Here is a 16,770-nt window from a genome sequence, read left to right on the forward strand (position 1 = left end):
GCGCTCGTCGGTGTGACGGAGGTCGACTTCGGCACCCACCGGGACGGCGTCGTCGAGTATGGCGTCGACCTGCGCCTGGGCCGCGGCCATCGGGTCCATCTTGGCGAGCAGCTCACGGCCCTGGGCGACGAACTTGTGCTCGACGAGCACCTCGTACTGGGTGGCGACCACCTGCATCACCGACGTGAAGTCGCGGTTGCCGCCGGTGAGCGCATAGCCCAGCAGCGCCCACACCAGCCCGAACAGCGCACCGAACGCCACGGTGAGGACCACCCCGGCGACCCCCGCGCCGCTGTTGCTCGTGTCGAGCAACGAGAAGATCAACCCGACGAACAGACCGAGCCAGGCGCCGGACACGAGGCCACCGAGCGCGACGCGACGACGCGTCAGCCGACCGGTGACCCGCTCGAGCTGCTTGAGGTCGGTGCCGACGATCAGGACGTTCTGCACCGGGAAGTCGTGGTCCGACAGGTAGTCGACGGCCTTCTGGGCCTTCTCGTAGGTGTCGTACCGTCCCAGCGACATCGGGTACTCGAGGGCGAGGACGGCGCGGGACCGCGCCATGGCGTTCGGCTGGGTGCTCATGGGTCCAGTGTCTCAAAGCCCGCCGGGACTCCATCGAATGGATGGGTTCGGGCCGTGCTCGCTGGGCGAGGATGGCCCGATGCCACGTCTCCTGCGCCGTCTTCGTGGCATGGCTGCAGCCGTCGCTGCGGCACTCATCGCCCCCGCCCTGCTCGCGCCCGCACTGCTCGCCCCCGCGGAAGCCGTGGGGGCCTCGACCCCCACGGTTCGCGTGGCTGGCGCCGACCGGTTCGCAACCGCGACGGCGGCCAGTCGCCTGGCCTTTCCCCAACCCACTGCAGCCGTCGTCTACCTCGCGTCCGGAGCTGACTTCCCCGACGCCCTCAGCGCTGCACCGGCGGCGGCCTTTCAGAAGGGCTCACTCCTCCTGACGTCGCGAACGTCATTGCCTCGATCGACCTCGCTTGAGCTGGCACGGCTGAAGCCCGCCCGGGTGGTTGTCGTGGGAGGGCCGGGCGTCATCAGCGACGGGGTTGTCGCCGCGGCTCGACAGTTCAGCCCGGCAGTCGTTCGAGTGAGCGGCAAGGACCGATACCTGACGTCCGAGGCGGTTGCCCGGTACGCCTTTCCCTCCTCGGTCACCGACGGTGCCGTGATCGCCACCGGACGCGACTACCCCGACGCCCTGGCGGCTGGCCCGGTAGCCGGCGCCCTGGGCAGGCCGCTGGTCGTGGTCGACGGTCGACGCACCTCTGTGGCCCTGAGCACTCAAGCCCTCCTGCGGGAGCTCGGCACCCATGACGTCCTGGTCACGGGTGGTTCCGGTGCCGTTTCGGCCGGGTTGTCGAGGTCGTTGGCCGTCCTGGTCGCCCAGTACGGCGGCAGCGTCGTCCGAGCCTCGGGCGCAAACCGGTATGCCACCGCGGTGGCGATCAATCGCCAGGCGTTCCCGGAGCTGCCGACTGGCGATGCCTACGTGGCCACCGGGACCGGATTTCCCGACGCTCTGGCTGTCGGCGTCCTGGCGGGTATGCGCGGCCGACCGCTCTATCTGTCAGTGCCCTACTGCGTGCCGTCCGTTGTGAGGTCGGCGCTCACCTCACCCGCGATCGGTCGGCTGGTGCTCGTGGGAGGAGTAGGCGCGCTGCGGGGCAACGTCGGCCGACTGACGTCATGCCAGAGCATCGGGAGCGCCTCGAGCACCTGGGTCGTGGTGAACAAGCAACGGCGCCTGAGCCCCCCACGCTACGTACCGAGTCCGCTGGTCAAGCCGACCATGACCAACATCAACGGTCAGTCTCTCCGCGCCGACGCGGCGGACGCCCTGGTGAAGATGGCAACCGGTAGCCAAGCCTCGGGTTCTGGGCGAATCGCGATGCTGAGCGGATACCGTTCCTACGCCTACCAGTCCCCTGTCTATGCGGCGAAGGTCGCGAGCGTCGGACGGACGCAGGCGGACCAGTGGGTGGCGCGTCCTGGGTACTCGGAGCACCAGACCGGGCTGTCCGCCGATGTCGCTCCCCTGGGAGCCTCCAACTGCTCCGCCTACACCTGCATCGGTGTCACCACCCAGGGGCGCTGGCTCGCCGCCAACTCCTGGCGCTACGGATTCGTCCTGCGCTACGAAGCTGGCCAAGCCGACATCACCGGGTACCACCCGGAGCCCTGGCACTTCCGCTACGTGGGTCTCGATGTGGCCCGCGACTACCACGAAGGCGGTTTTCACAGCCTGGAGGCCTACTTCGGGCTCGGTGCAGCCGCGTCATACTGAGTCGAGGCCCATCACCCCGTGGGCGGCAGACCGAATCACGAAGCAACAGGGTCAGCGCTTGAGCTGCGCTCGAGGGCTGCGCGAGAACGAGCTCAGCGCTTGAGGGCGAAGTCCTCGAGGAGGCGACGGCCGATGATCATCTTCTGGATCTCGGCGGTGCCCTCACCGATGAGCAGCATGGGCGCCTCACGGTACAGCCGCTCGATCTCGTACTCCTTGGAGTAGCCGTAGCCGCCGTGGATGCGGAAGGACTGCTCGACCACGTTGGCGCAGTTCTCGGCCGCGAGGTACTTCGCCATGCCGGCCTCGAGGTCGTTGCGCGCACCGGCGTCCTTGAGCCGCGCCGCCTTCACCATCATCTGGTGGCTGGCCTCGACCCTGGTCGCCATGTCGGCCAGGCGGAACAGGATGCCCTGGTGCTCGGCGATCTTCTTGCCGAACGTCTCTCGCTGCTGCGAGTAGGCGATCCCGAGCTCGAACGCCCGCATCGAGACTCCGCACGCGCGCGCCGCGACGTTGACGCGACCGACCTCGACGCCATCCATCATCTGGTAGAAGCCCTTGCCCGGCTCACCCCCCAGGATCTGCGCGGACGTCGTCCGGTGCGCGTCGAGGATGAGCTCGGTCGTGTCGACGCCCTTGTAGCCCATCTTCTCGATCTTGCCCGGGATCGTGATGCCCTGGGCGGTCTCGCCGAACCCCGGCTCCTTGTCGACGAGGAACGTCGTCATGTTCTTGTAGACCGAGTCGGCCCCGAGGTCCGTCTTGACGAGCACCGCCACGAGGTTCGAGCTGCCGCCGTTCGTCAGCCACATCTTCTGGCCGGTCACCGTCCACGCGTCGCCATCGCCCTTGACCGCCTTGGTCTTGATGGCAGAAACGTCGGAGCCGAGACCCGGCTCGCTCATCGAGAACGCGCCACGCACCTCGCCGGTCGCCATCCTCGGCAGGTAGCGCTGCTTCTGCTCGTCGGTGCCGTGCTGCAGCAGCATGTAGGCGACGATGAAGTGGGTGTTGATGATGCCGCTGACCGACATCCAGCCGCGGGCGATCTCCTCGACGACGAGCGCATAGGTCAGCAGCGACTCCCCCAGACCGCCGTACTCCTCGGGGATCATGAGCCCGAAGATCCCCATCTCCTTCATGCCCTCGACGATCTTCTCCGGGTACTCGTCGGCATGCTCGAGCTCCTGCGCCACCGGGATGATCTGCTCGTTGACGAACTCACGCACGAGCTTCAACAGCTCCTGCTGCTCCTCGGTCAGGCCGTCGGTCTGCTGGAGTCGGGACATGCGTCGTTCGCCACCTTGCGTTCACGGGACTGTGGTGCCTGCGAGAAGCAGACCTCCCGCGAGTATGCCGAGTGCCCCAGTCCCAGCACAGGTTCCGGCCATGTGAGCCTCCCCACCCGCCTCCCCGCCCAGACGGACCGGGCTGGCTACCAGGCCTGCCGCAGCTGGCCGATGGCGGTCGAGAGGTCCGCCCCGCGCCGCTGGGCGGCGCGGGCCAGCAGGACCGCGGCGGCGCGCAGCTCGTCGTCAGCGTCGTCCAGGGACACCGGGGCCTGGACGACGGTCCCGTTGCGCCCCAACGTTGCGACGCGGCCCTCGCTCTCGAGCTGACGGTAGGCCTTCGCCACGGTGTTGGTCGCCACGCCGAGGTCGCCCGCCAGCTGGCGCACGGTGGGCAGCCGCGTGCCTGCGACGAGAGAGCCGTCCGCGATGCCGCGCACCACTGCGCCGGCGATCTGTTCGTACACCGGAGCGGCAGAGGAAGGGTCGAGCCGGAACAGCATCAGGCCACTCCCGCCAGGGCATGACGGCGGGCCCACTGGTGGTTGATGTCGGACGCGGACACCCATGCCAGGCCGAGGATCACCGTCGCGGCCGCGAGTCCTATCCCCGCACCGGGAACGATGACCCAACGCGGCACGTCACCCTCCATGACCAGGGGCATCAGCGAGATCGCGCAGCCCCCCGCTGCGAGCGACCACATCCCCGCACAGATGTCGCGAAGGGTCATGGCACGAAGAACCTCGGCCCAGACCAGCCCACCGGGGGTGGTGGCGCCGGCCGGTGCGGTCAAGACCCGGCGGGCCAGCGGGACGGCGAGCAGCCCGACCGCCAAGCCCAAGGCCCCGCCGATCACGAGTCCGAGGGACTGCACCTGCGGGACGGCGTCGACGCTCGAGAGCGCCACTCCGAACACGATGGTGGCGACGGGCACCGACGGCGCGAGGCGAAGGAGAACCGCCTCGCCCGGGACCAGGTAGTCGCGGAGCTCCCGGCGGTGCAGGGTGACCAAGCGTGCCTCCCCGGGTCGCGGCCGGAGTGATCGCAGGTGTCCCACGATGGTTCCTGTGGTGCGTCCGGTCGCAACGACCAGGAAACCGAGGAAACCGGCGCCACCAGCCACAGTGTCATCGGACATCGCCGGCAACGCGGCGGCCAAGGCAGCCATCGCCACCGTGCTGCCCACCCAGCCGCTGATGTGCCGGCGGTTGAGGCGAACCCACAGCGTCGGCCAGTCCTCACCGGGCTGAGCCGGATAGGCGGCCCTGGCGACCTTCTCTGCCTCTCGTCGGACCGCGCCACGGCGGACGTTGGGCAACAGGGCGATCCCCCCGACGAGAAGTGCCAGCCCGCAGAAACCCACTGCGAAGACCATCCAACCCCCTTTTGTTGCCTCTTGTAGCACTACAAAATAGCCGAGCGCACGCACGCTGTCACCCCTGCGCGAAAACCAGTGGCGCGCCTACTGGGTGACCTGCCACGCTGTGTCCGCATGCCGCGCGACACCCCGTCGCGCGCCTGACTCCAAGGAGGCACGAGATGTCAACGACTGTCGTGGGCGCTTCCCGTGCCCTCATCCCCTCTTCCTTGGAGTACAACCATGCATTTTCAGGAGAACCCCTCCTTCAGCCTTGACAGCCTTCCCGACGCCCCACCCGAGGGTGAGCGTTGGTCTTCGTGGGACGGCTCGACCCACGGCCCGAAACCCCGCCCGGACTGGGTCATCACGGCCCTCGGCGCCGTCGAGTCCGACCTCGGCATCCTCAAGACCGGCAAGGAAGCAGACGTCCACATCGTGCGCCGGTGGATCCCCGACGGCACCAGCACGCCGGCCGCGGACTCCTTCCTCGCCGCCAAGCGGTACCGCACGTCCGAGCACCGGATGTTCCACCGGGACGCCGGCTACCACGAGGGTCGGCGGGTCCGTCGCAGCCGCGAGATGCGTGCCATGGCCCGTCGCACCGAGTTCGGCAAGGAGCTGCTGTCCGGGCAGTGGGCGATGGCCGAGTTCGAGGCCCTCGGCGTCCTGTGGGAGCTGGACCTCCCCGTGCCCTACCCCGTCCAGCTGAACGACCGGGAGATGCTGATGGAGTTCATCGGCGCCGACGGGCAGGCCGCGCCGCGGCTGGCCCAGACCCGTCCCGAGGGCGACCTGCTGGCCGACCTCTTCGAGCAGCTGCGCTCCACGCTGACCAGGCTGGCCACGCGTGGTTGGGCGCACGGTGACCTGTCGCCGTACAACGTCCTGCTCCACGAGGACCGGCTGGTCTTCATCGACTGGCCCCAGATCGTCGACATCATCGGCAACCCGCGCGGCTTCGAGTTCCTCGAGCGCGACGTCGCGAACATGTGCCGCTGGTTCACGAGCAAGGGCCTCGCGGTCGACGAGGGCGAGCTCCTGGGCGACCTCGTCGCCGAGGCGACCTCCCGCTGGTAGCCGGGCACCCGTCATACGGGCGCCCGGCACCGGGGGCGCCACCGTCAGGTGCCGGCACCCGGGTCTAGGCGCTCGGGTCCCAGGCGAAGAGCTGGTCGAACACGCGAGGGTCACCCTCGAGCTCCAGCGATTCCGGTGGGATGCGGCCGTAGAAGAACAGCACCAGCTCGTTCGCGGTACCCCGGGCGGAGGCGTGGGCCGGGTCCGCGCCGGGCGACTCGGTGCCGGGCTCCAGGCGGGCGACCCTCGCGCCCTCGGCGGAGAGCCAGACGCGCCACGAGCGGCCCTCGGTGGCGTGGTACTCGACCACCGACGGCTCGTGCGGCCATGCGCTCGTCGTCGCGCAGCAGGTGACGAGGAACTCCTCGACCCCGTCCAGCGCCACCTCGACGGGGAGCGGTTCGGGGGCGCCTGCGGTCAGCTGCGCGTCGTAGGTGTGGACCGCGATCTGCTGGAGCTGGTGCCGGGCGACCGCACCGGAGGTCTCCGGCGACTGCGAGTCACCCCACCACGTCCAGCACCCACGGTCCGGGCCGGCCTCGCGCAGGGCGTCCACGAGCTCCTGCGTCGAGTCGGCCATCCACGCCAGCATCGTCGCCGTGTCCCGTTCTGCAGGAGGGTCCCCGAGGGGCGCCTTCGTCGGGGCGTCCGGGCCTGCGGCGACGGTTGCCGCCCAGGAGACGCGTCCCTCGGCGAGGTGCTGCACCAGGTCGAGCAGCGTCCACTCGGGGCAGGTCGGCACCTGCAGGTCGAGTGAGGGCGCGGCCGAGACCGCGGCCCGGAATGCGGCGGACCGCTCGTCGATCAGCCGCAGCAGGTCGGGGAACTCCAGGGTGTGCACCCCGGGTGTCTATCACCCCCCTCGGCACGGGGACAGCGAATTTCCCCCAGCCCTGCGGACGACGCCCTCGGCCTAGGGTTGGGCCATGACCACGGTTGGCCGTCGTGCGGTGATCGCGGGGGCGCTCGGCGGCGCGACCCTCGGGCTGGTCGGCTGCGGCAAACCACGGGGGCCGGAGCTGGTGACGGGCTCCCTGCGCAGCACGCACTGGCCGGGTCGGGACATCCGCTGGCAGCTGACGACTCGGCCCGAGAACCAGACCGAACCGCTGCCCGTCGTGGTGGTGCTGCACGGCAAGGGCGGCGACGCGAGCCACGCTTTCCGGATCCTGCACCTCGAGGACCACGCGGCCGCGAACCGGCTGACCCTCGCGTCTGTCGACGGCGGGGACTTCTACTGGCACGCCCGCCGTGCGGGCGTGGACACCGGGGCGATGGTCATCGAGGACTTCCTGCCACTCGTGGCCCGCGAGACCGGGTATGCCGGGCCCGTCGCCTTCCTGGGCTGGTCCATGGGCGGCTACGGGTCGCTGCTGCTGGCCAGCGAGCTGGGCCCGGACCGGGTCAGCGCGGTCGTCGCCGAGAGCGCCGCGCTCTGGACCGACGCCGGGTCCAGCGCGCCCGGGGCGTTCGACGACCGAGCGGACTTCGAGGCGCACGACGTCTTCGAGCGCACCGCGATCCTGGCCCAGGTCCCCGTGCGGCTCGACTGCGGCACGTCGGACCCGTTCGTCGCGGGCAACAAGGCCTTCGCCGCGGCGCTGCCCTCGGCCAAGCTCACCCTCGACGCGGGTGGGCACACGGCTGACTACTGGCAGAGCCACGGTGCCGCCCAGCTGCACTGGATCCGCGAGCAGCTCGACGCCTGAGGGCCTCAGTAGACGACGACGCGGCCACCGATCGGCATGAGGCCGGTGGCCCAGATCATGTTCATGGCACCGTTGCTGACGCGGGCGCACCCGTGCGACGCCGGGTAGCCGGGGATCGACCCGGAGCCGTGGACGGCGATGCCGCCGTTGAAGTACCGCGGCCGCCACAGGTCGCCCAACGGTCCCTTGTCGAGCTTGTCGACCACCCGGAAGGTGCTGTAGGAGCCGGACGGGGTGGTCGCGATCCGGGAGTTGCCCTGGTAGGAGTACGCCTGGTTGTTGCCCGTGCTGGTGTTGAGCGTCGTCACGACCCGACCACCGCGCACGACGAGCAGCAGCTGGCGCGCCTTGTCGATCTCGATGCCGGAGCCGCCGATGCGGGACTGGGGGCGGATGCCGGCCTGCAGGGCCCGACGGGTGCCGGGGCCGTACACGCCGTCCCGCCCGAGTCCGGCTGCCTTCTGCAGGGCCATGACGGCCTGCGCCGTGAGCTGGCCGTACTGGCCGTCCGGGGTGCCGTTCCAGTAGCCGAGGCCGCCAAGCCGCTCCTGGACCTCGCGGACGTAGGGCCCGGAGTCACCGACGTGGAGGGTGTCACCCTCCTTGGGCGTGGGCTTGACCGTGGGGGTGGGCTTCGGTGTGGGGCGGGGCGTGGGCTTCGTGGTGGCGGAGGGGGTGGGCTCCTGGGTGGGGGCCGCGGGGGCTGTCGTCGGCTGCTCGGTGGGGTCGGTGGGCTCGGTGGCGGACGGCGCCGGCGGCTCGGACGACGTGGTGGCCCCGCCACCGACGGACGTGGCCGGTGCCGCCGACCCTATGGAGCCCAGGGCGCCGCAGCCCCCGAGCAGAAGCGTGCCGGCCACGGTGGCCGCGAGCGCAGTCACCGTGCCCCGTCGCATCGATCGCATGGTGTCCCCTTCGTCCGCCCAGCGGTCCGTCTCGTGGTCGCGCCTGGTGCGCCTCTCCCCCATGGTGACGCAGCAGCGGCCCGGAAGGTTGTCCCCGCGCCCGACATGGCGCGGCCGTCCTCCCCCCGAAGGACGACCGCACCCACCTAGACGCTCCGGCTGGGGGAATGGTTGCCCGGAATTGTCATTGATTCGTCAACTGGAAGCGCGGGTGACCGCCTCGTGCACGGAGAGCACCCGCTGGGCCGTCTCGACGTGCAGGTTCTCGATCATCCTGCCTCGGTGGGTCACCACTCCGGCGCCGCCGCCGGCCTCCCAGGCAGCCAGCACGCCGCGGGCGTCCTCGACCGCCTCGGCGCTGGGGGCGAAGGTCGTGTTGCAGACGTCGACCTGGCCGGGGTGGATGAGGGTCTTGCCGTCGAAGCCCAGCTGGCGACCCTGGACGCACTCCGCCGCAAAGCCGTCGGCGTCCGCCACGTCGTTGAAGACCCCGTCGAGGATCGCGGTCCCCGTGGCCCGCGCGGCGAGCAGGCACAGGGAGAGCCCGGTGAGCAGCGGCGCGCGACCCGGCACGTGCTCGGCCTGCAGCTCCTTCGCCAGGTCGTTGGTGCCCATGACGAGCACGGTGAGGCGGTCGGACGCAGCCGCGATGTCCTCGCAGTGCAGCATGGCGGCCGGCGTCTCGACCATCGCCCAGAGCTTCGTGCGCTCGGGCGCACCAGCTGCCTCCATGGCGGCCACGAGCCGGCGCACCTCGTCGGCCGACCCGACCTTGGGCACGACGATGCCGTCCGGGCCGGCGAGGCTGGCTGCGCCCAGGTCGTCGTCGTGCCAGCGGGTGCCGAGGCCGTTGACCCGGATCGTCACCTCGCGCGACCCGTAGTCACCCGAGGCTGCCGCCGTGCAGGCGTTCGCACGCGCGGACTCCTTCGCATCGGGAGCCACCGCGTCCTCGAGGTCGAGGATCAGGGCGTCCACGGGGAGCGTCTTGGCCTTCTCGAGGGCCCGTTCGTTTGACGCGGGCATGTAGAGAACCGAGCGGCGGGGCCGGTGTGCCGTGCTGTCGGCCACCTCAGGAACCTGCCCCGTCGCTGGTACCGGGCTCCACGGCATACAGCTCCGCGAGGGCCGGGTCGGTCTGGGCGAGGCGCTCCGCGAGCTCGACGATCACCAGGCACTGCTTGAGGCTGGCGTCGTCCTCCATCTTGCCGTCGAGCATCACGGCGCCGGTGCCGTCGCCCATCGCCTCGACCACGCGACGGGCGTGGGCCACGTCCTCGGCGGACGGGCTGAAGACGCGCTTGGCGATCTCGATCTGGACCGGGTGCAGCGACCACGTCCCGACGCAGCCGAGGAGGAAGGCGTTGCGGAACTGGTCCTCGCAGGCGACGACGTCCTTGATGTCTCCGAACGGCCCGTAGTACGGCAGGATCCCGTGCATCGCGCAGGCGTCGACCATCCGGGCGATCGTGTAGTGCCACAGATCCTGTTGGTACGTCTGGCGATCGGCGTTGATGTCTCCGTCGACGGGGTCCTGGCGCACGAGGTAGCCAGGGTGGCCACCACCGACTCGGGTCGTCTTCATCCGGCGGTCGGCAGCCAGGTCGGCCGGGCCGAGCGAGAGGCCCTGCATGCGCGGGCTGGCCCCGGCGATGGCCTCGACGTTCGTGACGCCGCGGGCGGTCTCGAGGATGGCGTGGACGAGGATCGGGCGCGTCAGCCCGGCCTTGGCCTCCAGCTGGGCCAGCAGGCGGTCGACGTAGTGGATGTCCTCCGGGCCCTGCACCTTGGGGACCATGATGACGTCGAGCTTGTCCCCCACCTCCGTCACGAGCGTGGTGAGGTCGTCGAGCACCCACGGGCTGTCGAGCGAGTTGACCCGGGTCCACAGCTGCGTCGTGTCGCCGAAGTCGGTGTCGCGGGCGATCTGGACCAGCCCGGCGCGTGCGGCCTCCTTGCGGTCGGCCTTGACGGCGTCCTCGAGGTTGCCGAGCAGCACGTCGACGGTGCCGACCATGGCGGGGATCTTGGCCGCCATCTTCTCGTTGCTCGGGTCGAAGAAGTGGATGACGCGTGAGGGCCGGGTGGGCACCTCGTGCAGGGGTGCCGGGGCACCGACGGCCAGGGGGGCGAAGAAGTCCTTGGGGCTGCGCACGCCGCGAAACTAGCAGCGACGCCACACCAGCGGTTATGACACAGTTCACGTGTGACCGAGACCGCGCCCGAGCCGGCAGCCGACGAGGCCACCACGGCCCCGGGAGCCCCGCACCTCAACCTCACCGCACTGTTCGCCGAGGCGGCGTCCAAGTCGGGCCTGCTGTGGGTGGACGTGCCGGGTGACCGCGCCTGGCCCTTCTGGCACGCCTGGACCGGAGAGACCGTGTATGCCGTGTCCGGACCGGGCGAGCAGTCCCTCCCCTGGCTGCCCGACGAGGTCCGCATCATCGCGCGCAGCAAGGACTCCGGGGGGCGCCTGCTCAGCGTCCACGCGGCCGTGCGGACGGTCACCACGGACGACCCCGACTGGGACACCGCAGTCGAGGCGCTCAAGGGCAACCGGCTCAACGCCACCGACGACCTCGAGGCCCGCTGGCGAGAGGTGTGCACCGTGCGGGCGTTCACGCCGTACGGCGCACCCGTGGAGGCGCCCGGTTCCTACTCAGCAGCCTCGGGCGCGGCCCCCGTCCCGGCCACCGACGCGACCACGGCCCACTGGCGGCCGTGGCACTGGCGCGGCCGGCCGAAGCGTCGGCGTGGCACCCGCCTCCCGGACGAGCGCTGAGCCGACGGATAGCCTTGCGGCGTGAGCACTCCGTCGCGCGTCTTCGTCGGCCGCCTGACCAACCTGAGCGTGTTCGACCCGCTCGGTGACCAGGTCGGCCGGGTCCGCGACGTCGTCGTGACCTTCGGGGCCTCGCGCCGCCGTCCCCGGGTGATCGGCCTGGTCGTCGAGGTGCCCGGCCGCCGCCGGGTGTTCGTGCCGATGACCCGCGTCACCTCCGTCGACGGCGGTCAGGTGATCACGACCGGCCTGGTCAACATGCGCCGCTTCGAGCAGCGCACGAACGAAGAGCTCGTCATGGCCGAGCTCCTCGAGCGCACCGTCACGGTCCACGACCCGGAGGGCGACTACGAGGCCACGGTCGAGGACGTCGCCATCGAGCGCGAGCGCAGCCGTGACTGGGCCATCTCCAAGGTCTTCGTCCGACAGGGCGCCCGCAGCTCGATCGGACCCTTCCGACGACGCCGCGGGGCGACGGTCCTCGTCCCCGTCGAGGACGTCACCGGCATCCACCAGTCGGGGGCCGGTCAGTCCGCGGCCAAGCTGCTCGAGACCTACGACGACCTCAAGTCCGCCGACCTCGCTGAGGTGATCCACGACCTGTCCCCCAAGCGGCGGGCCGAGGTCGCCGAGGCCATGGACGACGACAAGCTCGCCGACGTGCTCGAGGAGCTGCCCGAGGACGACCAGGTCGAGATCCTCGAGACGCTGCCCGTCGAGCGCGCCGCCGACGTCCTCGAGGCGATGGAGCCCGACGACGCCACCGACCTGCTGCACAACCTCACCGAGGAGAAGCAGGAGGAGCTGCTCCAGCTGATGGAGCCCGACGAGGCTGCCGACCTCCGGCGACTGCTGACCTACGACGAGGAGTCCGCCGGCGGCATGATGACGACCGAGCCGGTGATCCTCGGCCCCGAGGCGTCGATCGCCGAGGCGCTCGCCGTCGTCCGCCGGGCCGAGATCTCACCGGCGCTCGCCTCCACCGTCTACGTCTGCCGTGCGCCGCACGAGACCCCGACGGGCAAGTTCCTCGGCATCGTCCACATCCAGCGGCTGCTGCGCGAGCCGCCCCACGGGGCCATCGGCGGCATCCTCGACCGGGAGATCGAGCCACTGACGGCGGATGCGCCCCTGGGTCAGGTGACGCGGATCCTCGCGACCTACAACCTCGTCGGCGTGCCGGTGGTCGACGACGACGGCCGGCTCATCGGCGCGGTCACGGTCGACGACGTGCTCGACCACATCCTCCCCGACGACTGGCGCGAGGAGCGTCGCGAGGTGACCCATGGCTGAGCGTCAGGGCAACCGCACCACCGGACGGCTCGACCAGCCACGTGAGACCAGGCGCGCCATCCTGCCCCGCCCTGCCCTGTCCCAGGAGACGTTCGGCGTCTGGAGCGAGCGGTTCGCGCGCTTCATGGGCACCGCCAACTTCCTGATCGCCATGACGGTGTTCGTGCTGTTGTGGATCGGCTGGAACGCCCTCGGGCCCCGCGACCTGCGCTGGGACCCGTACGCGTTCATCTTCCTCACGCTCATGCTCAGCCTGCAGGCCTCGTACGCCGCACCGCTGATCCTGCTGGCGCAGAACCGCCAGGCCGACCGTGACCGCGTCGCCCTCGAGCAGGACCGGGCGCGAGACGAGCGCAACCTCGCCGACACCGAGTTCCTCACCCGTGAGGTCGCGGCCCTGCGTCATGCCATGCGCGACGCCGCCACCCGTGACTTCGTCCGCTCCGAGCTGCGCAGCCTGCTCGAGGAGTTCGAGGAGCGGGCGCTCGAGGTGCGTCGACGTGACGAGGGCGACAGCTCCTCGGCGGCAGGCGGTTCTTCGAAGGACCACCCCGCGACCTAGCATGGAGGGCATGCCCGCCCCCACCGCAGCACCGGTCACCGACGAGGCGCTCCAGCAGGCCCTCGCGACCGTCATCGACCCCGAGATCCGCAAGCCCGTCACGGAGCTCGGCATGGTCGAGAGCGTTGCCGTGGACGAGACCGGACGCGTCGCCGTCACGATCCTGCTGACCGTCTCGGGCTGCCCGATGAAGGACACGCTGACCCGCGACACCACCGCTGCCCTGTCGAAGGTTCCCGGCGTGACCGCCGTCGACGTCACGCTGGGCGTGATGAGCGACGAGCAGCGCGCGGGCCTGCGCCAGCAGCTGCGCGGGGGAAACGCCGACCGCGAGATCCCCTTCGCGAAGCCCGGTTCCCTCACCCGCGTGTATGCCGTGGCGTCCGGCAAGGGCGGCGTCGGCAAGTCCTCGATCACCGTCAACCTCGCGGCCTCGCTCGCCCAGAGTGGTCTGCGTGTGGGCGTGGTCGACGCGGACGTCTACGGCTTCTCCGTGCCGCGCATGCTCGGGGTCGAACACCGTCCCACCCAGGTCGACGACATGATCCTGCCGCCGGTGAGCCATGACGTGAAGGTCATCTCGATCGGCATGTTCGTCCCCGGCAACCAGCCGGTCGTGTGGCGTGGGCCGATGCTGCACCGGGCGCTCCAGCAGTTCCTCGGCGACGTCTTCTGGGGCGACCTCGACATCCTCCTGCTCGACCTGCCGCCGGGCACGGGCGACATCGCGATCTCGGTGGCCCAGCTGATCCCCACCGCCGAGATCCTCGTCGTGACCACGCCGCAGCAGGCCGCCGCCGAGGTGGCGGAGCGGGCGGGATCCATTGCGCTGCAGACCCATCAGCGGATCGTGGGGGTCATCGAGAACATGTCGTGGCTCGAGCTGCCCGACGGTTCGCGCCAGGAGATCTTCGGGTCCGGCGGCGGCGCGGCCGTCTCGGAGTCGCTGACCCGGGCGGTGGGTGCCGACGTGCCACTGCTCGGCCAGATCCCCCTTGACACCAACCTGCGCGAGGGCGCCGACCAGGGCACCCCGGTCGTCCTGCGCAACCCCGAGTCGCCGGCGGCGGTGGCCCTGCGCGGCATCGCCCGCGGGCTCGGCACGCGCTCGCGCGGGCTCGCCGGCCGGTCGCTGGGCCTGTCGCCGGTCGGCCGTCCGAGCTAGGTCGCGTCGAGGTCGTAGGGCGTCGGCTTCGCCGGGTCACGAGCCTCACCCGCGGCGTATGACGACGTCCCCGTCCCCGCGTCGTCCTCGTCGGGCGTCGGGTCCAGCAGTGCCTCCCGGACGATCCGGCGCGGGTCGTACTGGCGCGGGTCGTACTGGCGCCAGTTGATGTCGTCGAACTCCGGGCCCATCTGCTCGCGCAGCTGACCCTTGGCGCCCTCGGCCATCGACCGGGCCTGTCGCACGAGCCGTCCCAGCTTCGCGGCATACTCCGGCAGCCGCTCGGGCCCCAGGATCACCACGGCCAGCACGATGAGGGCGATGAACTCCCAGCCGGTCACGCCCGCCATGCGCCGCTCTCCTGACTCAGTTGCCGGAGGTGCCCGACAGGGTCACCCTGACAGAGATCGTCTCACTGCCGCGGCGGACCTTGATGGGGACCTCGTCGCCGACGCTCTTGGAGCGGATGGCCACCACCAGGTCATCGGGGTCGTTGACCGCCTGGCCGTCGAACTCGACGATGACGTCACCCGGCTTGATGCCGGCCTTCGCGGCCGGGCCGCTCGGGTCGACGGGCTCGCCGCTGTCGACGGTCTTCTTGGCGAGGATGCGCACGCCGTCGCCGTCGTACTGGCGGTCGAGCACCACGCCGATGATCGGGTGCTGGGCCTTGCCGGTCTTGATCAGCTGCTCGGCGGTCTTGACCACCTGGTCGCTCGGGATCGAGAAGCCGACGCCGATGTTGCCGGACTGCGACTCGGCGCTGCCGGGCACGCGGGCGATCGCGGAGTTCACGCCGATGACCTCGCCCTGCATGTTGAGCAGCGGCCCGCCGCTGTTGCCCGGGTTGATCGCGGCATCGGTCTGGATCGCGTTGATGAACGACTGCTCGTCACCGTTGCCGCCGGGGCTGACCGGTCGGTTGAGCGCACTCACGATGCCGGTCGTGACGCTGGACTCGAGCCCCAACGGGGCGCCGACGGCGATCACCTGGTCGCCCACGACGACGTTCTTGGAGACGCCCATCGTGAGGGGCTCGAGGTCGGTGCGACCGGTCTTGAGCACCGCGAGGTCGTAGGAGGTGTCGCGCCCCTGGATGGTCGCCGTGATCTCCTTGCCGTTGCTCAGCTCGACCTTGATGGTGCCGCCCTGCGAGGCGCCGGCCACCACGTGGTTGTTCGTGAGGATGTGGCCGTCGTGGTCGAGCACGAAACCCGACCCCGTGCCGGCTCCGTCGGCCCCGTCGACCTTGATGGTGACGACGCTGGGCAGCGCGTTGGCGGCGATCGCGGCGACCGAGCCCGCGGGTCGCGCGGTCGACCCGGCCCCGGCCTTCGGGATCGATGAGGGCGTGCGGTCGAGCCGGCCGAAGTCGACCCGGTCGGTGGCCCCGAGCCAGCCGCCGAAGAGCCCGCCGAGCGTGGCGGCGATGAGCGACATCGCGGCGGCGACCGCGACCAGCGCACCCCAGCCGGGCCCCTTCTGCTGCGGCGCCGTGGGCGCAGTGGGGTGGTGGCCGCTCCACCCAGCCTGCTGACCGGCATACCCGGCATCGGCCTCGCGCCCGGAGAACGGGTCCCAGCCGGCCCCCGGCCCACCGGCGGGCACGCTCGCGGGCCCCGGCAGGACGGGTGCGGACCCGGCAGCCTCCGATCCGGGCCACCCGGTCTGCTGGGCGCTGTGGTCGACGGGCACGGCCTCGACCGTCGCGGGCTGGGCTCCCGGCTGGTCGCCGGGCCACCCGGTCTGGGAGGTGTCGGACGGGCGCGGTCCCTCGGTCGCAGGTGCAGCGGCGGGAGCAGGGTCAGGGTCCGTAGCAGCGGCAGGGTCCGGAGCAGCGGCAGGAGCCGGCTCGGCGGCGGGGGGTCGCTGCTCGTCGGCCCACACCGGCGAGGTCAGGGCGTCAGGCGGCTCGGAGGCAGCGGGCTCGTCGTGGACGCCGGGCTCGTCGAGGGCGCCGCGCTCGTGCGCCGGGGCACCAGACCGGTCGATCTCCTGGGTGTGGTCGAGCTGGACCGGACCGGTCGTGTCAGCAGAGGTCGTCGGCGATGCAGGGGGCGGCGCCCACGGGTCCCCGGGCTCGGGCCTGGTCGGGTCGCTCTGCTCACTCATGGAGTCGATTGTGCCGGGCGCCCGCGCACGCTGCTCACTGCGGGTCGCGCCGAGGTGGTCGAGAAGGCCACCGGCGCGGCGGCCAGCCCTCCGACCGTGAACGATGCTGCGACGGAGCCCTTGGATGCCGGGCGCGTGCGCTGGACCAGGGCAGGAGACGTCCCGGGCTGCGGCCCGACCGGCGCGGTGCCGGTCACGACGAGGCTCCAGGCGGCCG

General features: G+C 71.1%; 18 protein-coding genes. 7 read left to right on the top strand and 11 right to left on the bottom strand.

Features of this window, described 5'->3' with window-relative positions; translation table 11 throughout:
- Window positions 1–585, bottom strand: a 585-nt coding sequence (locus AC1DV7_RS16930) for a YflT domain-containing protein (protein ID WP_477598498.1), incomplete at its 3' end; no start/stop codon positions are given.
- Between the two features lie 79 nt (window positions 586–664).
- Here AC1DV7_RS16930 and AC1DV7_RS16935 point away from each other — a divergent pair.
- Window positions 665–2,296 carry a cell wall-binding repeat-containing protein gene (locus AC1DV7_RS16935; protein WP_477598499.1) on the top strand — a complete coding sequence of 544 codons (1,632 nt, stop codon included), beginning with the start codon at window positions 665–667 and terminating at the stop codon, window positions 2,294–2,296.
- A 92-nt stretch (window positions 2,297–2,388) separates the two neighbouring features.
- On the opposite strand, the gene AC1DV7_RS16940 is transcribed toward AC1DV7_RS16935, so the two are convergent.
- The 3 genes from AC1DV7_RS16940 to AC1DV7_RS16950 form a co-directional block, all read right to left on the bottom strand.
- Entirely contained in the window at window positions 2,389–3,588 is a 1,200-nt protein-coding gene (locus AC1DV7_RS16940) for an acyl-CoA dehydrogenase family protein (protein WP_477598500.1), read from the bottom strand.
- Window positions 3,589–3,734: 146 nt separating this feature from the next.
- A complete protein-coding gene (locus tag AC1DV7_RS16945; protein ID WP_477598501.1) occupies window positions 3,735–4,055 on the bottom strand; it encodes a GntR family transcriptional regulator in 321 nt (106 codons plus the stop codon).
- A 35-nt stretch (window positions 4,056–4,090) separates the two neighbouring features.
- Entirely contained in the window at window positions 4,091–4,963 is an 873-nt protein-coding gene (locus AC1DV7_RS16950) for a hypothetical protein (RefSeq protein WP_477598502.1), read from the bottom strand.
- Window positions 4,964–5,188: 225 nt separating this feature from the next.
- On the opposite strand from AC1DV7_RS16950, the gene AC1DV7_RS16955 reads away from it, so the two are divergent.
- Entirely contained in the window at window positions 5,189–6,025 is an 837-nt protein-coding gene (locus AC1DV7_RS16955; RefSeq protein WP_477598503.1) for a serine protein kinase RIO, read from the top strand.
- 64 nt (window positions 6,026–6,089) lie between these two features.
- Here AC1DV7_RS16955 and AC1DV7_RS16960 read toward each other — a convergent pair whose 3' ends face one another.
- Window positions 6,090–6,866, bottom strand: a complete 777-nt coding sequence (locus AC1DV7_RS16960; RefSeq protein ID WP_477598504.1) for a maleylpyruvate isomerase N-terminal domain-containing protein — start codon at window positions 6,864–6,866, stop codon at window positions 6,090–6,092.
- 85 nt (window positions 6,867–6,951) lie between these two features.
- Between AC1DV7_RS16960 and AC1DV7_RS16965 the strand changes: the two genes are divergently transcribed.
- Entirely contained in the window at window positions 6,952–7,734 is a 783-nt protein-coding gene (locus AC1DV7_RS16965; protein ID WP_477598505.1) for an alpha/beta hydrolase, read from the top strand.
- A gap of 5 nt (window positions 7,735–7,739) precedes the next feature.
- Here AC1DV7_RS16965 and AC1DV7_RS16970 read toward each other — a convergent pair whose 3' ends face one another.
- The 3 genes from AC1DV7_RS16970 to AC1DV7_RS16980 all read right to left on the bottom strand — a co-directional run bounded on the left by AC1DV7_RS16970 (window position 7,740) and on the right by AC1DV7_RS16980 (window position 10,794).
- Entirely contained in the window at window positions 7,740–8,639 is a 900-nt protein-coding gene (locus AC1DV7_RS16970) for a L,D-transpeptidase family protein (RefSeq protein ID WP_477598506.1), read from the bottom strand.
- Between the two features lie 195 nt (window positions 8,640–8,834).
- A complete protein-coding gene (locus tag AC1DV7_RS16975; protein ID WP_477598507.1) occupies window positions 8,835–9,752 on the bottom strand; it encodes an HpcH/HpaI aldolase/citrate lyase family protein in 918 nt (305 codons plus the stop codon).
- Complete coding sequence (locus AC1DV7_RS16980) at window positions 9,712–10,794, bottom strand: HpcH/HpaI aldolase/citrate lyase family protein (RefSeq protein ID WP_477598508.1); 1,083 nt, start codon at window positions 10,792–10,794, stop codon at window positions 9,712–9,714. Before AC1DV7_RS16980 ends, AC1DV7_RS16975 begins: the two co-directional genes overlap by 41 nt.
- Window positions 10,795–10,845: 51 nt before the next feature.
- On the opposite strand from AC1DV7_RS16980, the gene AC1DV7_RS16985 reads away from it, so the two are divergent.
- The 4 genes from AC1DV7_RS16985 to AC1DV7_RS17000 are packed head-to-tail and all read left to right on the top strand — an operon-like array spanning window position 10,846 to window position 14,441.
- Window positions 10,846–11,421, top strand: coding sequence for a hypothetical protein (locus tag AC1DV7_RS16985; RefSeq protein ID WP_477598509.1), 576 nt, complete (start codon window positions 10,846–10,848; stop codon window positions 11,419–11,421).
- Window positions 11,422–11,442: 21 nt separating this feature from the next.
- A complete protein-coding gene (locus tag AC1DV7_RS16990; protein WP_477598510.1) occupies window positions 11,443–12,714 on the top strand; it encodes a magnesium transporter MgtE N-terminal domain-containing protein in 1,272 nt (423 codons plus the stop codon).
- Window positions 12,707–13,276 carry a DUF1003 domain-containing protein gene (locus AC1DV7_RS16995; RefSeq protein ID WP_477598511.1) on the top strand — a complete coding sequence of 190 codons (570 nt, stop codon included), beginning with the start codon at window positions 12,707–12,709 and terminating at the stop codon, window positions 13,274–13,276. The genes AC1DV7_RS16990 and AC1DV7_RS16995 overlap by 8 nt, the downstream gene beginning before the upstream one ends.
- A gap of 1 nt (window position 13,277) precedes the next feature.
- Window positions 13,278–14,441 (top strand): Mrp/NBP35 family ATP-binding protein, encoded by a 1,164-nt coding sequence (locus AC1DV7_RS17000; RefSeq protein ID WP_477598512.1) that lies wholly within the window; start codon window positions 13,278–13,280, stop codon window positions 14,439–14,441.
- Here the strand turns inward: AC1DV7_RS17000 and AC1DV7_RS17005 are convergent.
- From AC1DV7_RS17005 to AC1DV7_RS17015, 3 genes are all read right to left on the bottom strand, one after another.
- Entirely contained in the window at window positions 14,438–14,791 is a 354-nt protein-coding gene (locus AC1DV7_RS17005) for a twin-arginine translocase TatA/TatE family subunit (protein ID WP_477598513.1), read from the bottom strand. The two genes, AC1DV7_RS17000 and AC1DV7_RS17005, sit on opposite strands and share 4 nt — an antisense overlap.
- 16 nt (window positions 14,792–14,807) lie before the next feature.
- A complete protein-coding gene (locus tag AC1DV7_RS17010) occupies window positions 14,808–16,553 on the bottom strand; it encodes a S1C family serine protease (RefSeq protein WP_477598514.1) in 1,746 nt (581 codons plus the stop codon).
- Window positions 16,550–16,770, bottom strand: a 221-nt coding sequence (locus AC1DV7_RS17015; protein ID WP_477598515.1) for a hypothetical protein, incomplete at its 5' end; no start/stop codon positions are given. The genes AC1DV7_RS17010 and AC1DV7_RS17015, both read right to left, overlap by 4 nt.

It is taken from the genome of Pedococcus sp. P2_E4, assembly GCF_056403935.1.